Genomic DNA, 13,384 nt, shown 5'->3' with positions numbered 1-13,384 from the left:
CTCCAGATTAAACGCGACGTTTCTTCGGAGGGCGACAACCATTGTGTGGAATAGGTGTCACATCCGTGATGTTTGCGATTTTGTAGCCACAAGCGTTCAGTGCGCGCACTGCAGACTCACGACCTGGTCCAGGACCCTTCACAAACACGTCTAGGTTTTTCAAGCCGTACTCAAGTGCAGCTTGACCAGCACGTTCAGCAGCAACCTGTGCAGCGAACGGAGTGCTCTTACGTGAACCACGGAAGCCAGAGCCTCCAGAAGTTGCCCATGAAAGAGCATTACCTTGACGATCGGTAATAGTAATAATGGTGTTGTTAAAAGAAGCGTGGATGTGCGCAAGGCCATCCGCAACTTGCTTTTTAACTTTTTTACGTGTGCGATTACTCGGCTTAGCCATAGTTAGTAATTCCTATCGCTTACTTACGGATCGGTTTACGTGGGCCCTTACGGGTACGTGCGTTAGTTTTAGAACGCTGTCCGCGCACCGGTAGATTACGACGGTGACGGATACCACGGAAACAACCAAGGTCCATAAGACGCTTAATATTCATGTTGACTTCACGACGAAGGTCGCCTTCAACAGTCAACTTAGTAACTTCACCACGAACATTGTCGAGTAGCTCTTCAGAAAGATCGCCAACTTTAGTCGTTGGATCGATACCTACTGTGTCACAAATCTGCTGTGCAGTTGTGCGGCCGACTCCATAAATGTAAGTCAGTGAAATTACCGCGTGCTTGTTGTCAGGAATATTGACGCCAGCTATACGGGCCATTCAATGTACTCCATTAGTTAATTATTCGCTTCCAGCAAGAACTGGGTACGAAATTACATTCAGTTCGTGGAAGGCGCGCAATTATACGGGTTGATTATTATTAAATCAACCCATGCGCCCTTCCGCCTCGTTTACAGCTTAGGATTAACCCTGACGCTGCTTGTGACGAGGTTCAACCTTACAGATCACGCGAACGGAACCGTTACGACGTACGATCTTACAGTTACGGCAAATTTTCTTAACAGATGCGCGTACTTTCATAATTCACCTCAATGGTTTAACGCAGTAGACCTGCGCCACCCTTTAGATTCGACTTCTTCATCAATGATTCATACTGGTGTGACATTAGGTGCGATTGCACTTGTGCCATGAAGTCCATTACCACCACTACAACGATCAGTAACGAAGTACCACCGAAGTAGAAAGGTACGTTCCATGCAACTACCATCGCCTGTGGCATCAGAGATACCGCAGTGATGTAAAGAGCACCAAACAGAGTAAGGCGGCTCAATACTGAGTCGATGTAACGAGCAGACTGTTCACCTGGACGAATACCTGGGATGAAAGCACCCGATTTCTTCAGGTTATCTGCCACTTCACGAGGATTGAACATAATCGCCGTGTAGAAGTAACAGAAAAATATAATTGCTGCCGAGAACAACAGAATATACAGCGGCTGGCCTGGGCCTAGAGCCAATGCAACATCCTGAAGCCAATCCATACCCTCACTCTGACCAAACCATTGGCCTAGAGATGCAGGGAATAGCAGAATAGAGCTTGCGAAGATCGGTGGGATAACACCCGCCATGTTGACCTTCAAAGGCAAGTGACTGGTTTGGCCCGCATAAACGCGGTTACCCTGCTGGCGTTTTGCGTAGTTAATGGTGATACGACGTTGTGCGCGTTCCATGAACACGACAAAACCAACCGTCGCTACCGCTAACACTGCAATTGCTAGCAGCGCCAGGATGTTAAGATCACCCTGACGAGCCGATTCAAAGGACTGACCGATCGCACCAGGAAGACCCGCTACGATACCAGCAAAGATCAGAATCGAGATACCGTTACCGATACCACGTTCAGTGATCTGCTCACCAAGCCACATTAGGAATACTGCACCAGCGACCAGTGTAATAACAGCTACAAAGTAGAAGTTAAACGCTGTGCTGAATGCCACACCCTGATTAGCTAGACCAACGGTCATACCCAAGCCCTGAACAGTTGCTAGTGCAACCGTACCATAACGTGTGTATTGGTTGATCTTACGGCGACCAGCTTCACCCTCTTTCTTCAACTGTTCAAGCTGAGGGCTAACCGCTGTCATCAACTGCATGATAATCGATGCAGAGATGTACGGCATGATACCTAGAGCCAAGATCGACATGCGCTCGAGTGCACCACCCGAGAACATATTGAATAGGCTTAGGATCGTACCCTGGTTCTGATCAAACAGAGCAGCAAGACGATCTGGGTTAATACCCGGAACCGGAATATGCGCGCCAATACGATACACAATGATCGCAATCGCAACGTAACGTAGACGAGCCCAAAGCTCACCTAGTCCGCTTGCATTTCCTGCTGGTACTTGTCCTTTAGTTGCCATTACGCTTCTACCTTACCACCGGCAGCTTCGATTGCAGCTAGAGCGCCTTTAGTCACTTTAAGACCTTTAACGGTAACTGCTTTAGTAATTTCACCAGACAGAATTACACGTGCAGAGGTGATCTCTTCACGGATAATGTCAGCCTGTTTAAGCGCTGCGAGGTCAACTACGTCAACACCGCAAGCAGCCAATTCGTTTAGACGAATTTCAGCTACGTAACGCGCTTGGCGAGATGTGAAACCAAATTTTGGCAGACGACGCTGCAAAGGCATTTGACCGCCTTCAAAACCTGGCTTAACACTACCGCCTGAGCGAGATTTAAGACCCTTGTGACCACGACCACCAGTCTTACCTAGGCCGGAGCCGATACCACGTCCAACACGCTTAGGAGCGTGCTTAGAACCGGCACCCGGGCGAAGAGTATTCAAACGCATTTGGGTGACTCCTCTATTAGTCTTCTACACGAAGCATGTAGTTGACTTTGTTAATCATGCCACGAACTGCAGGAGTGTCTTCCAACTCAACAGTGTGGTTCATGCGACGTAGACCAAGACCTGTTAGGGTAGCTTTATGCTTCGGAATGATACCGATTGGGCTGCGTACCAAAGTGATTTTAACTGTATTAGCCATCGATTAGTTCCCCAGGATCTCTTCGACTGACTTACCGCGCTTAGCTGCAACATCTTCAGGAGACGCCATAGACGCAAGACCTTTAACAGTCGCGCGAACAACGTTCACTGGGTTAGTTGAGCCGTAGCACTTAGCCAATACGTTTTCTACACCAGCCAGTTCAAGAACTGCACGCATCGCGCCACCGGCGATAACACCAGTACCTTCAGATGCAGGCTGCATGTAGACCATTGAAGCACCGTGACGTGCTTTGATTGGGTACTGCAACGTGTGACCGTTTAGAGAAACGCTCACCATGTTACGACGTGCTTGTTCCATTGCCTTTTGAATTGCAACAGGTACTTCGCGCGCTTTACCGCGACCAAAACCAACACGGCCATTGCCGTCACCAACTACAGTAAGAGCTGTAAAGCCGAAGATACGACCACCCTTAACTACTTTGGCTACACGGTTTACCTGAACAAGCTTCTCTTGCAGTTCACCGTCTTTCTGTTCGTGATTTGCCATAATAGAAACCTTTAGAATTCCAAACCGCCTTCACGTGCAGCGTCTGCTAGAGCAGCTACACGACCGTGGTATTTAAAACCAGAGCGGTCAAACGCTACCTGGCTAACACCTGCTTCTTTTGCACGGCTAGCGATCAGAGTACCGACCTTTTTAGCCGCTTCGATGTTACCAGTTGCGCTTTCACGCATATCTTTTTCAACTGTAGAAGCTGCAGCAAGAACTGTAGCGCCATCTGCAGTTACGATTTGCGCGTAGATATGGCGCGGTGTGCGGTTAACACACAGACGTGCAGTACCGATCTCACGCATTTTAGCGCGTGAACGACGAGCACGACGTAAACGAGATTCTTTTTTAACGTTCATAACCCTGCCTTACTTCTTCTTAGCTTCTTTACGGCGAACAAATTCGTCGCTGTAACGAACACCTTTACCTTTGTATGGCTCAGGTGGGCGGAAACCACGAACTTCAGCAGCAACCTGGCCTACAACTTGTTTGTCGGCACCAGAGATGACAACAGTCGTTTGGTTAGGTACTTCTGCCTTGATACCTTCAGGCAGTGCGTACTCTACTGGGTGTGAGAAACCCAGAGTCAGGTTTAGAGTGCTTCCAGAAACCGCAGCACGGTAACCAACACCGATCAGTGTTAGCTCTTTTTTGAAGCCTTCGCTAACACCAGTAACCATGTTGTTAACGATAGAACGAGTTGTGCCAGCCAGTGCAACAGATTGTTTAGCACCGTCACGAGTACCGAAGTTCAATGCACCTTCAGCCTGTTCAACAGTAACTGATGGGTGTACTTCGTGTGATAGCTGACCATTTTTGCCTTTAGCGCTGATCGTCTGGCCAGAGATTGAGATCTCTACACCAGCAGGCACAGCAACAGGCGCTTTAGCGATACGTGACATCGTAAATCCCCTTAGAATACTGTGCAGATCACTTCACCGCCGATACCAGCAGCGCGCGCAGCGCGATCGGTCATTACACCTTTGCTAGTAGAAACGATTGCGCAACCTAGGCCATCTGATACTTTTGGAAGATCAGATGCAGATTTGTAGATACGTAGAGATGGCTTAGATACTCGCTTGATCTCTTCGATAACTGGCTTGCCTTCGAAGTATTTCAGTTCGATAGACAGCACAGGCTTAACGTCACCTTCAACTGAGTAACCGTTGATGTAACCTTCTTCTTGAAGAACCGCTGCGATAGCAACTTTCTGCTTTGAAGATGGCATAGCAACAGCAACTTTCTCAGCCATGTGACCGTTGCGGATGCGTGTGAACATATCCGCGAGCGTGTCTTGCATGCTCATGCTTTTACTTCCTCTCTTGTGCAGCGTAGTGCGGTAGCCCCGTCATCACTGACGTGGCCCTGACCACTACGCTTACCGTTAACTAACCGGTGGATTACCAGCTAGCTTTCTTAAGGCCTGGTACGTCGCCGCGCATTGCAGCTTCGCGTAGCTGGTTACGGCAAAGACCGAACTTGCGGTAAACCGCATGTGGACGACCTGTTACCTGACAGCGACGCTGTTTACGTACTGGGCTAGCGTCACGTGGCAGTTTCTGCAACGCAACTTGTGCTTCCCACACTTCATCTTCAGAAGAAGCTGGTGAAGCGATGATAGCTTTCAGAGAAGCGCGTTTCTCAGCGAACTTAGCCGCTAGTTTTTCGCGCTTAACTTCACGCTCCCACATAGATACCTTAGCCATATCTTATCCCTTCCTTATTTCTTGAACGGGAACTGCAGTGCAGTCAAAAGAGCACGACCTTCGTCGTTTGTCTTCGCAGTTGTCGTGATAGTAATATCAAGACCACGGATCGCGTCTACTTTGTCGTAGTCGATCTCTGGGAAGATGATCTGCTCTTTAACACCCATGCTGTAGTTACCACGGCCGTCAAATGACTTAGGGTTAAGACCACGGAAGTCACGGATACGTGGAACCGCAACGTCAACTAGACGGTCTAGGAATTCCCACATACGCTCGCCGCGTAGAGTAACCTTACAACCGATTGGCCAACCTTCACGAACTTTAAAGCCCGCTACAGATTTACGAGCCAACGTAACAACAGGCTTCTGACCAGCGATTGCAGTCATATCATTTACTGCATTCTCTAGAAGCTTCTTGTCTGCCAGTGCTTCACCAACACCCATGTTAAGAGTGATTTTAGAAACACGTGGAACAGCCATTACGTTTGGCGAATTCAATTCTTCTTTAAGACTCTGTTTGATCTGAGTCTCGTAAAGCGCTTTCAATCTAGACATCTGTTCTACTCCTCTTACTCAACGATTTCGCCAGTTGATTTGTAGAAGCGAACTTTAGTGCCGTCTTCAAGAGTCTTGAAGCCTACACGGTCGCCTTTACCAGTCGCAGCGTTAAAGATAGCAACGTTAGAAGTCGCGATAGCCGCTTCCTTCTCAATGATGCCACCTGGTTGCTGAAGCATAGGGTTTGGCTTCTGGTGTTTTTTCACCATGTTGATGCCAGACACGATCAAACGATCGTTTTCAAGTACGCGAGAAACTTTGCCACGCTTACCTTTGTCTTTACCTGCGATAACGATGACTTCGTCGTCACGTTTAATCTTGCGCATTTTAATTTACCTTCGTTTCCTACTACCTTCCTCATGCTGAAAAACGCCAAACTCGTTAGAGCTTGACGTTTTCCTTAAAAACTTCGAATTTTTCGAGGTTTTATAGCACTTCAGGCGCCAGGGAAATGATCTTCATGAACTTCTCAGAGCGAAGCTCACGCGTTACTGGGCCGAAGATACGAGTTCCGATTGGAGCGTCGTTCGCGTTCAATAGAACCGCTGAGTTAACATCAAAACGGATCAATGAACCATCGGGACGACGAACACCTTTACGGGTACGTACTACGACAGCTTTAAGTACTTGGCCTTTTTTAACTTTGCCACGAGGAATCGCTTCTTTAACCGATACCTTGATAACATCGCCAACGTTAGCGTAACGACGGTGTGAACCGCCTAGTACTTTAATACACTGCACTCGCTTAGCGCCGCTGTTATCAGCGACATCAAGCATCGTTTCAGTTTGAATCATGGTTTACTCCACAATCTCTAGTGCCTCATTCGACCCTCAATCGACCGTCGAATAAGGCGGCTAGTGAAGCAAAGGTGCAATAGTTTACACCTTTGCTCCACGTTCTTCAATGCGTACCAATGACCAAGACTTAGTCTTAGACAGAGGGCGACTTTCCGCGATTGTCACTAGGTCACCCGCTTGGCATTCATTCTTCTCATCGTGTGCGTGCAACTTAGTTGAACGCTTCATGAATTTACCGTAGATCGGGTGCTTTTCCTTGCGCTCAACCAACACAGTGATGGTCTTATCCATCTTGTCACTGATAACTTTACCAGTAACGGTACGAGTACGTTTTTCAGCGCTCATTTAGTCACCTGCTTTTTGGTTAAGTACTGTCTTAACGCGAGCAATGTCGCGACGAACCTGACCCAACATGTGAGTCTGTGCCAACTGGCCAGTAGCCTTTTGCATACGCAAGTTAAACTGATCCTTTAGGAGAGTCAGCAATGTTTGCTGAAGCTCTTCTACGGATTGATCACGTAGTTCAGTAGCTTTCATTACATCACCGTCCGTTTAACTACAGTTGTTGAAAGCGGAAGCTTAGCTGCCGCTAGTTCAAAGGCTTCTTTCGCGAGTTGTTCAGGTACGCCTGCCATTTCAAACAGCACTTTACCTGGTTGGATCTGAGCGACCCAGTACTCAACGTTACCCTTACCTTTACCCATACGTACTTCTAGTGGCTTACCTGTGATCGGCTTGTCTGGGAAGACACGGATCCAGATTTTACCACCACGTTTTACGTGACGAGTCATGGTACGACGAGCTGCTTCGATCTGACGCGCTGTGATGCGACCACGTTCGGTCGATTTCAGTGCGAATTCACCAAAGCTAACGCTGCTGCCGCGTTGAGCCAAACCGCGGTTGCGGCCTTTCATTACCTTACGGAATTTTAGACGCTTAGGTTGCAACATGTTCCGCTACCTCACTTCGCTTTCTTCGCAGGTGCATTTTTCTCAGCGCGTACCTGTTCGATACCACCAAGAACTTCACCTTTGAAGATCCAAGTTTTGATGCCGATCACACCGTAAGTAGTGTGGGCTTCGTATGTAGCGTAGTCGATATCTGCACGTAGAGTGTGTAGAGGTACACGACCTTCACGGTACCACTCAGTACGCGCGATCTCAGCACCACCTAGACGGCCTGCAAGAGAGATCTTGATACCTTTTGCACCAGCACGCATTGTGTTCTGTACGGCGCGCTTCATAGCACGACGGAACATAACACGACGCTCTAGCTGACCTGCAATGTTCTGCGCAACTAGCTTCGCATCCATATCTGGCTTGCGAATCTCTTCGATGTTGATGTGAACTGGCACACCCATCATCTTAGAAACAGTTGAACGTAGAACTTCTACGTCTTCACCTTTTTTACCAATCACGATGCCTGGACGCGCCGTGTGGATGGTGATTTTCGCATTCTGTGCAGGACGCTCGATTTCGATACGGCTTACAGATGCTTTTTCTAGCTGCTTCTCAAGGTACTTACGTACTTCAAGGTCATTCAACAGCTTCTTCGCGTAATCGGCTTTGTCCGCATACCACACAGAAGTATGGTCTTTTACGACACCAAGTCGAATACCGGTTGGGTTAACTTTTTGACCCATGATTAAATCTCCTAGTACTCAGCTCTTAGTCTGCGACCTTAACAGTGATATGACACGAGCGTTTCAAAATACGATCAGCTCGTCCCTTAGCACGCGGACGGATACGTTTCATGGTCATGCCTTCATCAACGAAGATAGTCGCAACGCGAAGTTCGTCAATGTCAGCACCTTCATTGTGCTCTGCGTTAGCAATAGCAGACTCAAGCACTTTCTTAACCAGGTGTGCACCTTTCTTGGTGCTGAACGCCAAAATATTCAGAGCTTCGCCAACAGATTTGCCGCGGATCTGGTCAGCAACCAGACGAGCTTTCTGAGCGGAGATGCGGGCGCCGTTATGCTTTGCAATAGCTTCCATCATCAACTCCTATTACTTCTTAGCCTTCTTGTCTGCAACGTGGCCTTTAAAGGCACGAGTCACTGCAAACTCACCCAGCTTATGACCGACCATATCTTCAGTAATGAATACTGGGACATGCTGACGGCCGTTATGTACCGCAATCGTCAAACCGACAAAGTTCGGAAAGATTGTAGAACGGCGAGACCAAGTTTTAATTGGCTTACGATCGCTGTTCTCGATTGCAGCTTCTACCTTTTTCAACAAGTGAAGGTCGATAAATGGACCTTTCTTAAGTGAACGTGGCACAGCTGATTCCTCTTACTTAGCCTGACGACGACGTACGATAAGCTTATCAGTACGCTTGTTCTTACGGGTCTTGTGGCCCTTAGTCGGAACACCCCATGGAGTCACTGGGTGACGACCACCTGATGTACGACCTTCACCACCACCGTGTGGGTGATCGACTGGGTTCATCGCCACACCGCGGACGGTAGGACGAACACCACGCCAGCGCGTAGCACCAGCTTTACCCAAGCGACGTAGGCTATGTTCACCATTACCTACTTCACCAAGAGTCGCACGACACTCAGACAACACTTTGCGCATTTCGCCAGAACGTAGACGTAGAGTCGCGTACTGACCTTCACGAGCAACTAGCTGAGCTGATGTACCCGCAGAGCGAGCCATCTGTGCACCCTTACCAGGCTTCAATTCAACACAGTGAACAGTCGAACCTACAGGTACGTTGCGTAAAGGCATACAGTTACCTGGTTTAAAGTCAGCCTGTTCGCCAGACATCAGAGCAGCACCTGCTTCAACGCCCTTAGGAGCGATGATGTAGCGACGCTCACCATCTGCGTACTTCAACAGAGCGATGTTCGCAGAACGGTTTGGATCATATTCCAGACGCTCAACGACAGCAGGAATGCCATCTTTGTTGCGACGGAAGTCGATTACACGGTAAGCCTGCTTGTGACCACCACCAATGTGACGCGTAGTGATGCGACCATTGTGGTTACGACCACCAGACTTAGATTTCTTTTCAACCAACGCTGCAAAAGGCTTACCTTTGTGAAGGTTTTGGCCTTTAACAGAAACGACGTGACGACGTCCTGCAGAGGTTGGCTTAGCTTTAACAGTTGCCATTTCTTAACCCCTCCTTATTCGCCAGCAGCCAGAAAATCGATTTCTGAACCGTCAGCTAGACGAACGTATGCTTTGCGAACATCGTTGCGCTTACCCATGCCACGCATAGTACGCTTCGTTTTACCTTTCGCATTAAGCACGTTCACGTTTGCAACAGTCACGTTGAACAGCTGTTCAACAGCAGCCTTGATTTCAGGCTTAGTTGCATCGTTAGCGACACGGAATACTACTTGTTGAGTATCTTCCGCTACGATCGTTGCTTTCTCAGAGATGTGTGGTCCGAGTAGCACTTTGTAGATGCGTTCCGGGTTCATGCAAACACCTCCTCGATCTTCTTAAGAGCTGGGACAGTCACAACGACTTTATCGAAACCGATTAGGCTCACTGGATCGATACCTGCCGCATCACGTACGTCAACGTGTGGTACGTTACGAGCAGCAAGGAATAGGTTTAGATCAACCTCTTCAGTGATAACCAAAGCGTTGCTTAGGTCAAACTCTTTCATTTTTGCTAAGAACTGCTTAGTTTTTGGAGCTTCGACAGCGAAGTCTTCAACAACAACTAGACGCTCTTGGCGGACCAACTCAGACAAGATAGAACGCATCGCAGCGCGGTACATCTTCTTGTTAACTTTCTGAGAGTGGTCACGCGGAGTAGCAGCGAATGTTACGCCACCAGTACGCCAGATAGGAGAACGAGTAGTACCCTGACGAGCACGACCTGTACCTTTTTGACGGAATGGCTTAGCACCACCACCAGCTACAGCTGAACGGTTTTTCTGAGCTTTAGTACCCTGACGCGCACCTGCCATGTAAGCAGTTACAACCTGGTGTACTAGAGCTTCATTAAACTCTTTGCCAAACGCAGTATCGGCTACTTCAACCGAACCCTTGGCACCAGTTAGATTCAAATTCATGACAATCTCCCTTAGCCGCGCGCTTTAACAGCTGGTTTAACGATGACGTCACCACCAGGAGCACCAGGTACGGCACCCTTGATTAGCAGCAGGCCGCGCTCAGCATCTACGCGTACAACCTCAAGGCTCTGTACGGTAGAACGCTCTGCACCCATGTGCCCAGCCATCTTTTTACCTTTAAAAACGCGACCCGGAGTTTGGCACTGACCAATTGAACCCGGAGCACGGTGAGAAAGTGAGTTACCGTGAGTCATATCCTGAGTACGGAAGTTGTGACGCTTAACGCCACCCTGGAAGCCCTTACCCTTAGATTGACCAGTTACATCTACTTTTTCGCCTGCTTGGAAGCGCTCAACAGTAAGTGCATCACCTACGTTGATTTCCTCATCACCCTTCGCGCGAAACTCCCACAAACCTGCACCTGCTTCAACGCCTGCTTTAGCAAAATGACCAGCTTCTGGTTTAGAAAGGCGGTTAGCCTTCTTAGTACCAGTAGTCACTTGTACAGCAGCGTAACCGTCAGTTTCGACAGTTTTAACGCAAGTCACTCGGTTCGGTTCCACCTCGATGACGGTGACTGGCACGGACACGCCGTCTTCAGTGAAGACACGGGTCATGCCCGCTTTACGTCCGATAAGTCCTAATGACATTTTATATACCTCTTGCCAGTTGTGTACGGGGCTGTTACCCACTACGGCTACCCTTTTCAGGGGTATTCCACAAATAGCGCTTCATTAATAAAAAATTAATAAATCTGCGCGTGCTATTAGCCTAGGCTGATCTGCACTTCTACACCCGCTGCGAGATCTAGCTTCATTAGAGCATCAACTGTTTTTTCAGTTGGCTCAACGATGTCTAGAACACGCTTGTGCGTACGAATTTCGTACTGATCACGCGCGTCTTTGTTGACGTGCGGAGAGACCAATACGGTGTAACGCTCTTTGCGAGTAGGAAGTGGGATCGGACCACGGACCTGAGCACCAGTACGCTTTGCAGTTTCAACGATCTCCTGAGCCGAAGTATCGATCAGACGATGGTCAAAAGCCTTCAAGCGGATTCTGATTTTTTGGTTCTGCATTTTGATCACGCATTTCCTAAAATATTAAATAAACGGCAATAGCCGACCTCCCCTCAAATGAAGGGACGCAAATTCTACTTGAGTTTTGGGCCACAGGTCAACTAAAGATTTACCAAATGATTGGTGCGTAATTAGACAGCGGATGACAGGCTGAAAGCCAGTCACCGGAGCACCTAACCACCTACGCAGTATCGGTGACCGGCCTTCTGCCTGTCACCCGCCTTACCAGCGCGCACCTTTCTCAGTTACGGTGACTGGCTTCAGCCTGTCACCCGCTTTACCAGCAACCACCCAACCCCAAACCGTGGACACAAAAAAACCCGCTCGAGAGCGGGTTTCTTTTAGAAGATTATCAGCAATTAAGCGATGATCTTAGATACAACACCTGCACCTACAGTACGGCCACCTTCGCGAACTGCGAAACGTAGACCTTCGTCCATAGCGATTGGGTTGATTAGTGTAACGTTCATCTTAACGTTATCACCAGGCATTACCATTTCAACACCTTCTGGAAGCTCTACAGCACCAGTGATGTCAGTTGTACGGAAGTAGAACTGTGGACGGTAGCCTTTGAAGAATGGAGTGTGACGACCACCTTCATCTTTGTTTAGTACGTATACTTCACCTTCGAACTGAGTGTGAGGAGTTGTAGTACCAGGAGCACATAGAACCTGACCACGTTCAACTTCGTCACGCTTAGTACCACGAAGAAGGATACCACAGTTCTCGCCTGCACGACCTTCGTCAAGAAGCTTACGGAACATCTCAACACCAGTACAAGTAGTCTTAGAAGACTCACGGATACCAACGATATCGATCTCTTCACCAACTTTAATGACACCACGCTCGATACGACCAGTTACTACAGTACCACGACCAGAGATCGAGAATACGTCCTCGATTGGCATTAGGAATGGCATGTCTACTAGACGCTGTGGTTCTGGGATGTAAGAGTCTAGCGCTTCAACTAGTTTCTTAACAGCAGTAGTACCTAGTTCGTTGTCGTCCTGACCGTTAAGAGCCATTAGAGCAGAACCAGCGATGATTGGAGTATCTTCGCCTGGGAAGTCGTAAGTGTCTAGAAGTTCAACGATTTCCATCTGAACTAGCTCTAGCATCTCTTCGTATTCTTCAGTACCAACGCCGCCACAGTCTTCAGCAAGAAGGTCAGCTTTGTTTAGGAATACTACGATGTAAGGTACGCCAACCTGGCGAGAAAGAAGGATGTGCTCACGAGTCTGTGGCATTGGACCATCAGTCGCACCACAAACTAGGATAGCGCCGTCCATCTGTGCAGCACCAGTGATCATGTTCTTAACGTAGTCGGCGTGCCCTGGGCAGTCAACGTGCGCGTAGTGACGGATGTTTGAATCGTACTCAACGTGAGAAGTGTTGATCGTGATACCACGCTCACGCTCTTCAGGAGCTTTATCGATACCGTCGAATGCGACAGCTTCACCACCGAAAACTTCTGCACATACACGAGTAAGTGCTGCAGTTAGAGTTGTTTTACCGTGGTCAACGTGGCCGATAGTACCAACGTTAACGTGGGGCTTGGAACGTTCAAATGCTTGCTTAGCCACGAGCTTAATTCCTGTGTTAGGTTTAAAAAAATAAGAAGACTGCCAATTCGAGTTAGCAATCCTACTGGGCGCGAAATTTTAACGTCATTGCCTATATAGTCAAGC

General features: G+C 48.4%; 26 protein-coding genes. All 26 read right to left on the bottom strand.

Annotation, left to right across the window (positions count from 1 at the left end; translation table 11 throughout):
- Positions 1-7: 7 nt before the first annotated feature.
- The 26 genes from rpsK to tuf all read right to left on the bottom strand — a co-directional run bounded on the left by rpsK (position 8) and on the right by tuf (position 13,279).
- On the bottom strand, positions 8-397 hold the full coding sequence (gene rpsK, locus XMG48_RS01695) for a 30S ribosomal protein S11 (protein WP_173480330.1): 390 nt from the start codon (positions 395-397) through the stop codon (positions 8-10).
- A 19-nt stretch (positions 398-416) separates the two neighbouring features.
- The gene (rpsM, locus tag XMG48_RS01690; RefSeq protein ID WP_173480329.1) at positions 417-773 is read right to left on the bottom strand and encodes a 30S ribosomal protein S13; all 357 of its coding nucleotides are present in this window, start codon (positions 771-773) and stop codon (positions 417-419) included.
- A 144-nt stretch (positions 774-917) separates the two neighbouring features.
- Positions 918-1,034 (bottom strand): 50S ribosomal protein L36, encoded by a 117-nt coding sequence (rpmJ, locus tag XMG48_RS01685; RefSeq protein ID WP_007021200.1) that lies wholly within the window; start codon positions 1,032-1,034, stop codon positions 918-920.
- Positions 1,035-1,050: 16 nt separating this feature from the next.
- Positions 1,051-2,376 (bottom strand): preprotein translocase subunit SecY, encoded by a 1,326-nt coding sequence (gene secY, locus XMG48_RS01680; RefSeq protein ID WP_173480328.1) that lies wholly within the window; start codon positions 2,374-2,376, stop codon positions 1,051-1,053.
- Positions 2,376-2,810, bottom strand: a complete 435-nt coding sequence (rplO, locus tag XMG48_RS01675; protein ID WP_173480327.1) for a 50S ribosomal protein L15 — start codon at positions 2,808-2,810, stop codon at positions 2,376-2,378. The genes secY and rplO overlap by 1 nt, the downstream gene beginning before the upstream one ends.
- Before the next feature lie 16 nt (positions 2,811-2,826).
- On the bottom strand, positions 2,827-3,006 hold the full coding sequence (gene rpmD / locus XMG48_RS01670) for a 50S ribosomal protein L30 (RefSeq protein ID WP_173480326.1): 180 nt from the start codon (positions 3,004-3,006) through the stop codon (positions 2,827-2,829).
- A gap of 3 nt (positions 3,007-3,009) precedes the next feature.
- Entirely contained in the window at positions 3,010-3,513 is a 504-nt protein-coding gene (rpsE, locus tag XMG48_RS01665; RefSeq protein ID WP_173480325.1) for a 30S ribosomal protein S5, read from the bottom strand.
- A gap of 11 nt (positions 3,514-3,524) precedes the next feature.
- Entirely contained in the window at positions 3,525-3,875 is a 351-nt protein-coding gene (rplR, locus tag XMG48_RS01660) for a 50S ribosomal protein L18 (protein WP_173480324.1), read from the bottom strand.
- A 9-nt stretch (positions 3,876-3,884) separates the two neighbouring features.
- Positions 3,885-4,418 (bottom strand): 50S ribosomal protein L6, encoded by a 534-nt coding sequence (gene rplF / locus XMG48_RS01655; RefSeq protein ID WP_173480323.1) that lies wholly within the window; start codon positions 4,416-4,418, stop codon positions 3,885-3,887.
- 11 nt (positions 4,419-4,429) lie between these two features.
- Positions 4,430-4,822, bottom strand: coding sequence for a 30S ribosomal protein S8 (gene rpsH, locus XMG48_RS01650; RefSeq protein ID WP_173480322.1), 393 nt, complete (start codon positions 4,820-4,822; stop codon positions 4,430-4,432).
- 94 nt (positions 4,823-4,916) lie between these two features.
- Entirely contained in the window at positions 4,917-5,222 is a 306-nt protein-coding gene (gene rpsN, locus XMG48_RS01645; protein ID WP_173480321.1) for a 30S ribosomal protein S14, read from the bottom strand.
- Positions 5,223-5,236: 14 nt separating this feature from the next.
- Positions 5,237-5,776 carry a 50S ribosomal protein L5 gene (gene rplE, locus XMG48_RS01640; RefSeq protein ID WP_173480320.1) on the bottom strand — a complete coding sequence of 180 codons (540 nt, stop codon included), beginning with the start codon at positions 5,774-5,776 and terminating at the stop codon, positions 5,237-5,239.
- 14 nt (positions 5,777-5,790) lie between these two features.
- A complete protein-coding gene (gene rplX / locus XMG48_RS01635; protein ID WP_173480319.1) occupies positions 5,791-6,105 on the bottom strand; it encodes a 50S ribosomal protein L24 in 315 nt (104 codons plus the stop codon).
- Between the two features lie 100 nt (positions 6,106-6,205).
- Entirely contained in the window at positions 6,206-6,574 is a 369-nt protein-coding gene (gene rplN / locus XMG48_RS01630; RefSeq protein WP_173480318.1) for a 50S ribosomal protein L14, read from the bottom strand.
- 84 nt (positions 6,575-6,658) lie between these two features.
- Complete coding sequence (rpsQ, locus tag XMG48_RS01625) at positions 6,659-6,922, bottom strand: 30S ribosomal protein S17 (protein WP_173480317.1); 264 nt, start codon at positions 6,920-6,922, stop codon at positions 6,659-6,661.
- Positions 6,923-7,114 (bottom strand): 50S ribosomal protein L29, encoded by a 192-nt coding sequence (rpmC, locus tag XMG48_RS01620; RefSeq protein ID WP_173480316.1) that lies wholly within the window; start codon positions 7,112-7,114, stop codon positions 6,923-6,925.
- Positions 7,114-7,527 (bottom strand): 50S ribosomal protein L16, encoded by a 414-nt coding sequence (gene rplP, locus XMG48_RS01615; RefSeq protein ID WP_173480315.1) that lies wholly within the window; start codon positions 7,525-7,527, stop codon positions 7,114-7,116. Before rplP ends, rpmC begins: the two co-directional genes overlap by 1 nt.
- Before the next feature lie 11 nt (positions 7,528-7,538).
- Positions 7,539-8,219: a 30S ribosomal protein S3 gene (rpsC, locus tag XMG48_RS01610; protein WP_173480314.1), complete on the bottom strand. Its 681-nt coding sequence runs from the start codon at positions 8,217-8,219 to the stop codon at positions 7,539-7,541.
- A gap of 25 nt (positions 8,220-8,244) precedes the next feature.
- The gene (rplV, locus tag XMG48_RS01605) at positions 8,245-8,574 is read right to left on the bottom strand and encodes a 50S ribosomal protein L22 (protein WP_173480313.1); all 330 of its coding nucleotides are present in this window, start codon (positions 8,572-8,574) and stop codon (positions 8,245-8,247) included.
- Between the two features lie 12 nt (positions 8,575-8,586).
- On the bottom strand, positions 8,587-8,862 hold the full coding sequence (gene rpsS / locus XMG48_RS01600) for a 30S ribosomal protein S19 (protein ID WP_173480312.1): 276 nt from the start codon (positions 8,860-8,862) through the stop codon (positions 8,587-8,589).
- Positions 8,863-8,874: 12 nt separating this feature from the next.
- Positions 8,875-9,702, bottom strand: a complete 828-nt coding sequence (rplB, locus tag XMG48_RS01595) for a 50S ribosomal protein L2 (protein ID WP_173480311.1) — start codon at positions 9,700-9,702, stop codon at positions 8,875-8,877.
- Between the two features lie 14 nt (positions 9,703-9,716).
- A complete protein-coding gene (gene rplW / locus XMG48_RS01590) occupies positions 9,717-10,016 on the bottom strand; it encodes a 50S ribosomal protein L23 (protein ID WP_173480310.1) in 300 nt (99 codons plus the stop codon).
- Positions 10,013-10,618, bottom strand: coding sequence for a 50S ribosomal protein L4 (rplD, locus tag XMG48_RS01585; RefSeq protein ID WP_173480309.1), 606 nt, complete (start codon positions 10,616-10,618; stop codon positions 10,013-10,015). The genes rplW and rplD overlap by 4 nt, the downstream gene beginning before the upstream one ends.
- An 11-nt stretch (positions 10,619-10,629) precedes the next feature.
- A complete protein-coding gene (gene rplC, locus XMG48_RS01580) occupies positions 10,630-11,268 on the bottom strand; it encodes a 50S ribosomal protein L3 (RefSeq protein WP_173480308.1) in 639 nt (212 codons plus the stop codon).
- Between the two features lie 116 nt (positions 11,269-11,384).
- Positions 11,385-11,696, bottom strand: coding sequence for a 30S ribosomal protein S10 (gene rpsJ, locus XMG48_RS01575; protein ID WP_173480307.1), 312 nt, complete (start codon positions 11,694-11,696; stop codon positions 11,385-11,387).
- Positions 11,697-12,055: 359 nt separating this feature from the next.
- Positions 12,056-13,279, bottom strand: a complete 1,224-nt coding sequence (gene tuf / locus XMG48_RS01570; RefSeq protein ID WP_173480306.1) for an elongation factor Tu — start codon at positions 13,277-13,279, stop codon at positions 12,056-12,058.
- Positions 13,280-13,384 lie beyond the last annotated feature (105 nt).

The organism is Marinobacterium sp. xm-g-48, assembly GCF_013282925.1.
Lineage (GTDB): Bacteria > Pseudomonadota > Gammaproteobacteria > Pseudomonadales > Balneatricaceae > Marinobacterium_E.
The sequence above is the reverse complement of the archived record's forward strand: the minus strand, read 5'-3'. Positions and strand labels throughout refer to the sequence as shown.

Coding starts and splice junctions, on each gene's coding strand:
- rpmC (WP_173480316.1), bottom strand. CDS start 7,114: ATGAAAGCTACTGAACTACGTGATCAATCCGTAGAAGAGCTTCAGCAA.
- rplP (WP_173480315.1), bottom strand. CDS start 7,527: ATGTTGCAACCTAAGCGTCTAAAATTCCGTAAGGTAATGAAAGGCCGC.
- rplE (WP_173480320.1), bottom strand. CDS start 5,776: ATGTCTAGATTGAAAGCGCTTTACGAGACTCAGATCAAACAGAGTCTT.
- rpsE (WP_173480325.1), bottom strand. CDS start 3,513: ATGGCAAATCACGAACAGAAAGACGGTGAACTGCAAGAGAAGCTTGTT.
- rpsK (WP_173480330.1), bottom strand. CDS start 397: ATGGCTAAGCCGAGTAATCGCACACGTAAAAAAGTTAAAAAGCAAGTT.
- rpsH (WP_173480322.1), bottom strand. CDS start 4,822: ATGAGCATGCAAGACACGCTCGCGGATATGTTCACACGCATCCGCAAC.
- rpsC (WP_173480314.1), bottom strand. CDS start 8,219: ATGGGTCAAAAAGTTAACCCAACCGGTATTCGACTTGGTGTCGTAAAA.
- rpmJ (WP_007021200.1), bottom strand. CDS start 1,034: ATGAAAGTACGCGCATCTGTTAAGAAAATTTGCCGTAACTGTAAGATC.
- rplB (WP_173480311.1), bottom strand. CDS start 9,702: ATGGCAACTGTTAAAGCTAAGCCAACCTCTGCAGGACGTCGTCACGTC.
- rplX (WP_173480319.1), bottom strand. CDS start 6,105: ATGCGCAAGATTAAACGTGACGACGAAGTCATCGTTATCGCAGGTAAA.
- rplR (WP_173480324.1), bottom strand. CDS start 3,875: ATGAACGTTAAAAAAGAATCTCGTTTACGTCGTGCTCGTCGTTCACGC.
- rpmD (WP_173480326.1), bottom strand. CDS start 3,006: ATGGCTAATACAGTTAAAATCACTTTGGTACGCAGCCCAATCGGTATC.
- rpsJ (WP_173480307.1), bottom strand. CDS start 11,696: ATGCAGAACCAAAAAATCAGAATCCGCTTGAAGGCTTTTGACCATCGT.
- rplO (WP_173480327.1), bottom strand. CDS start 2,810: ATGCGTTTGAATACTCTTCGCCCGGGTGCCGGTTCTAAGCACGCTCCT.
- rplD (WP_173480309.1), bottom strand. CDS start 10,618: ATGAATTTGAATCTAACTGGTGCCAAGGGTTCGGTTGAAGTAGCCGAT.
- rpsN (WP_173480321.1), bottom strand. CDS start 5,222: ATGGCTAAGGTATCTATGTGGGAGCGTGAAGTTAAGCGCGAAAAACTA.
- rpsQ (WP_173480317.1), bottom strand. CDS start 6,922: ATGAGCGCTGAAAAACGTACTCGTACCGTTACTGGTAAAGTTATCAGT.
- secY (WP_173480328.1), bottom strand. CDS start 2,376: ATGGCAACTAAAGGACAAGTACCAGCAGGAAATGCAAGCGGACTAGGT.
- rpsM (WP_173480329.1), bottom strand. CDS start 773: ATGGCCCGTATAGCTGGCGTCAATATTCCTGACAACAAGCACGCGGTA.
- rplF (WP_173480323.1), bottom strand. CDS start 4,418: ATGTCACGTATCGCTAAAGCGCCTGTTGCTGTGCCTGCTGGTGTAGAG.
- rplC (WP_173480308.1), bottom strand. CDS start 11,268: ATGTCATTAGGACTTATCGGACGTAAAGCGGGCATGACCCGTGTCTTC.
- rplW (WP_173480310.1), bottom strand. CDS start 10,016: ATGAACCCGGAACGCATCTACAAAGTGCTACTCGGACCACACATCTCT.
- rplV (WP_173480313.1), bottom strand. CDS start 8,574: ATGGAAGCTATTGCAAAGCATAACGGCGCCCGCATCTCCGCTCAGAAA.
- rplN (WP_173480318.1), bottom strand. CDS start 6,574: ATGATTCAAACTGAAACGATGCTTGATGTCGCTGATAACAGCGGCGCT.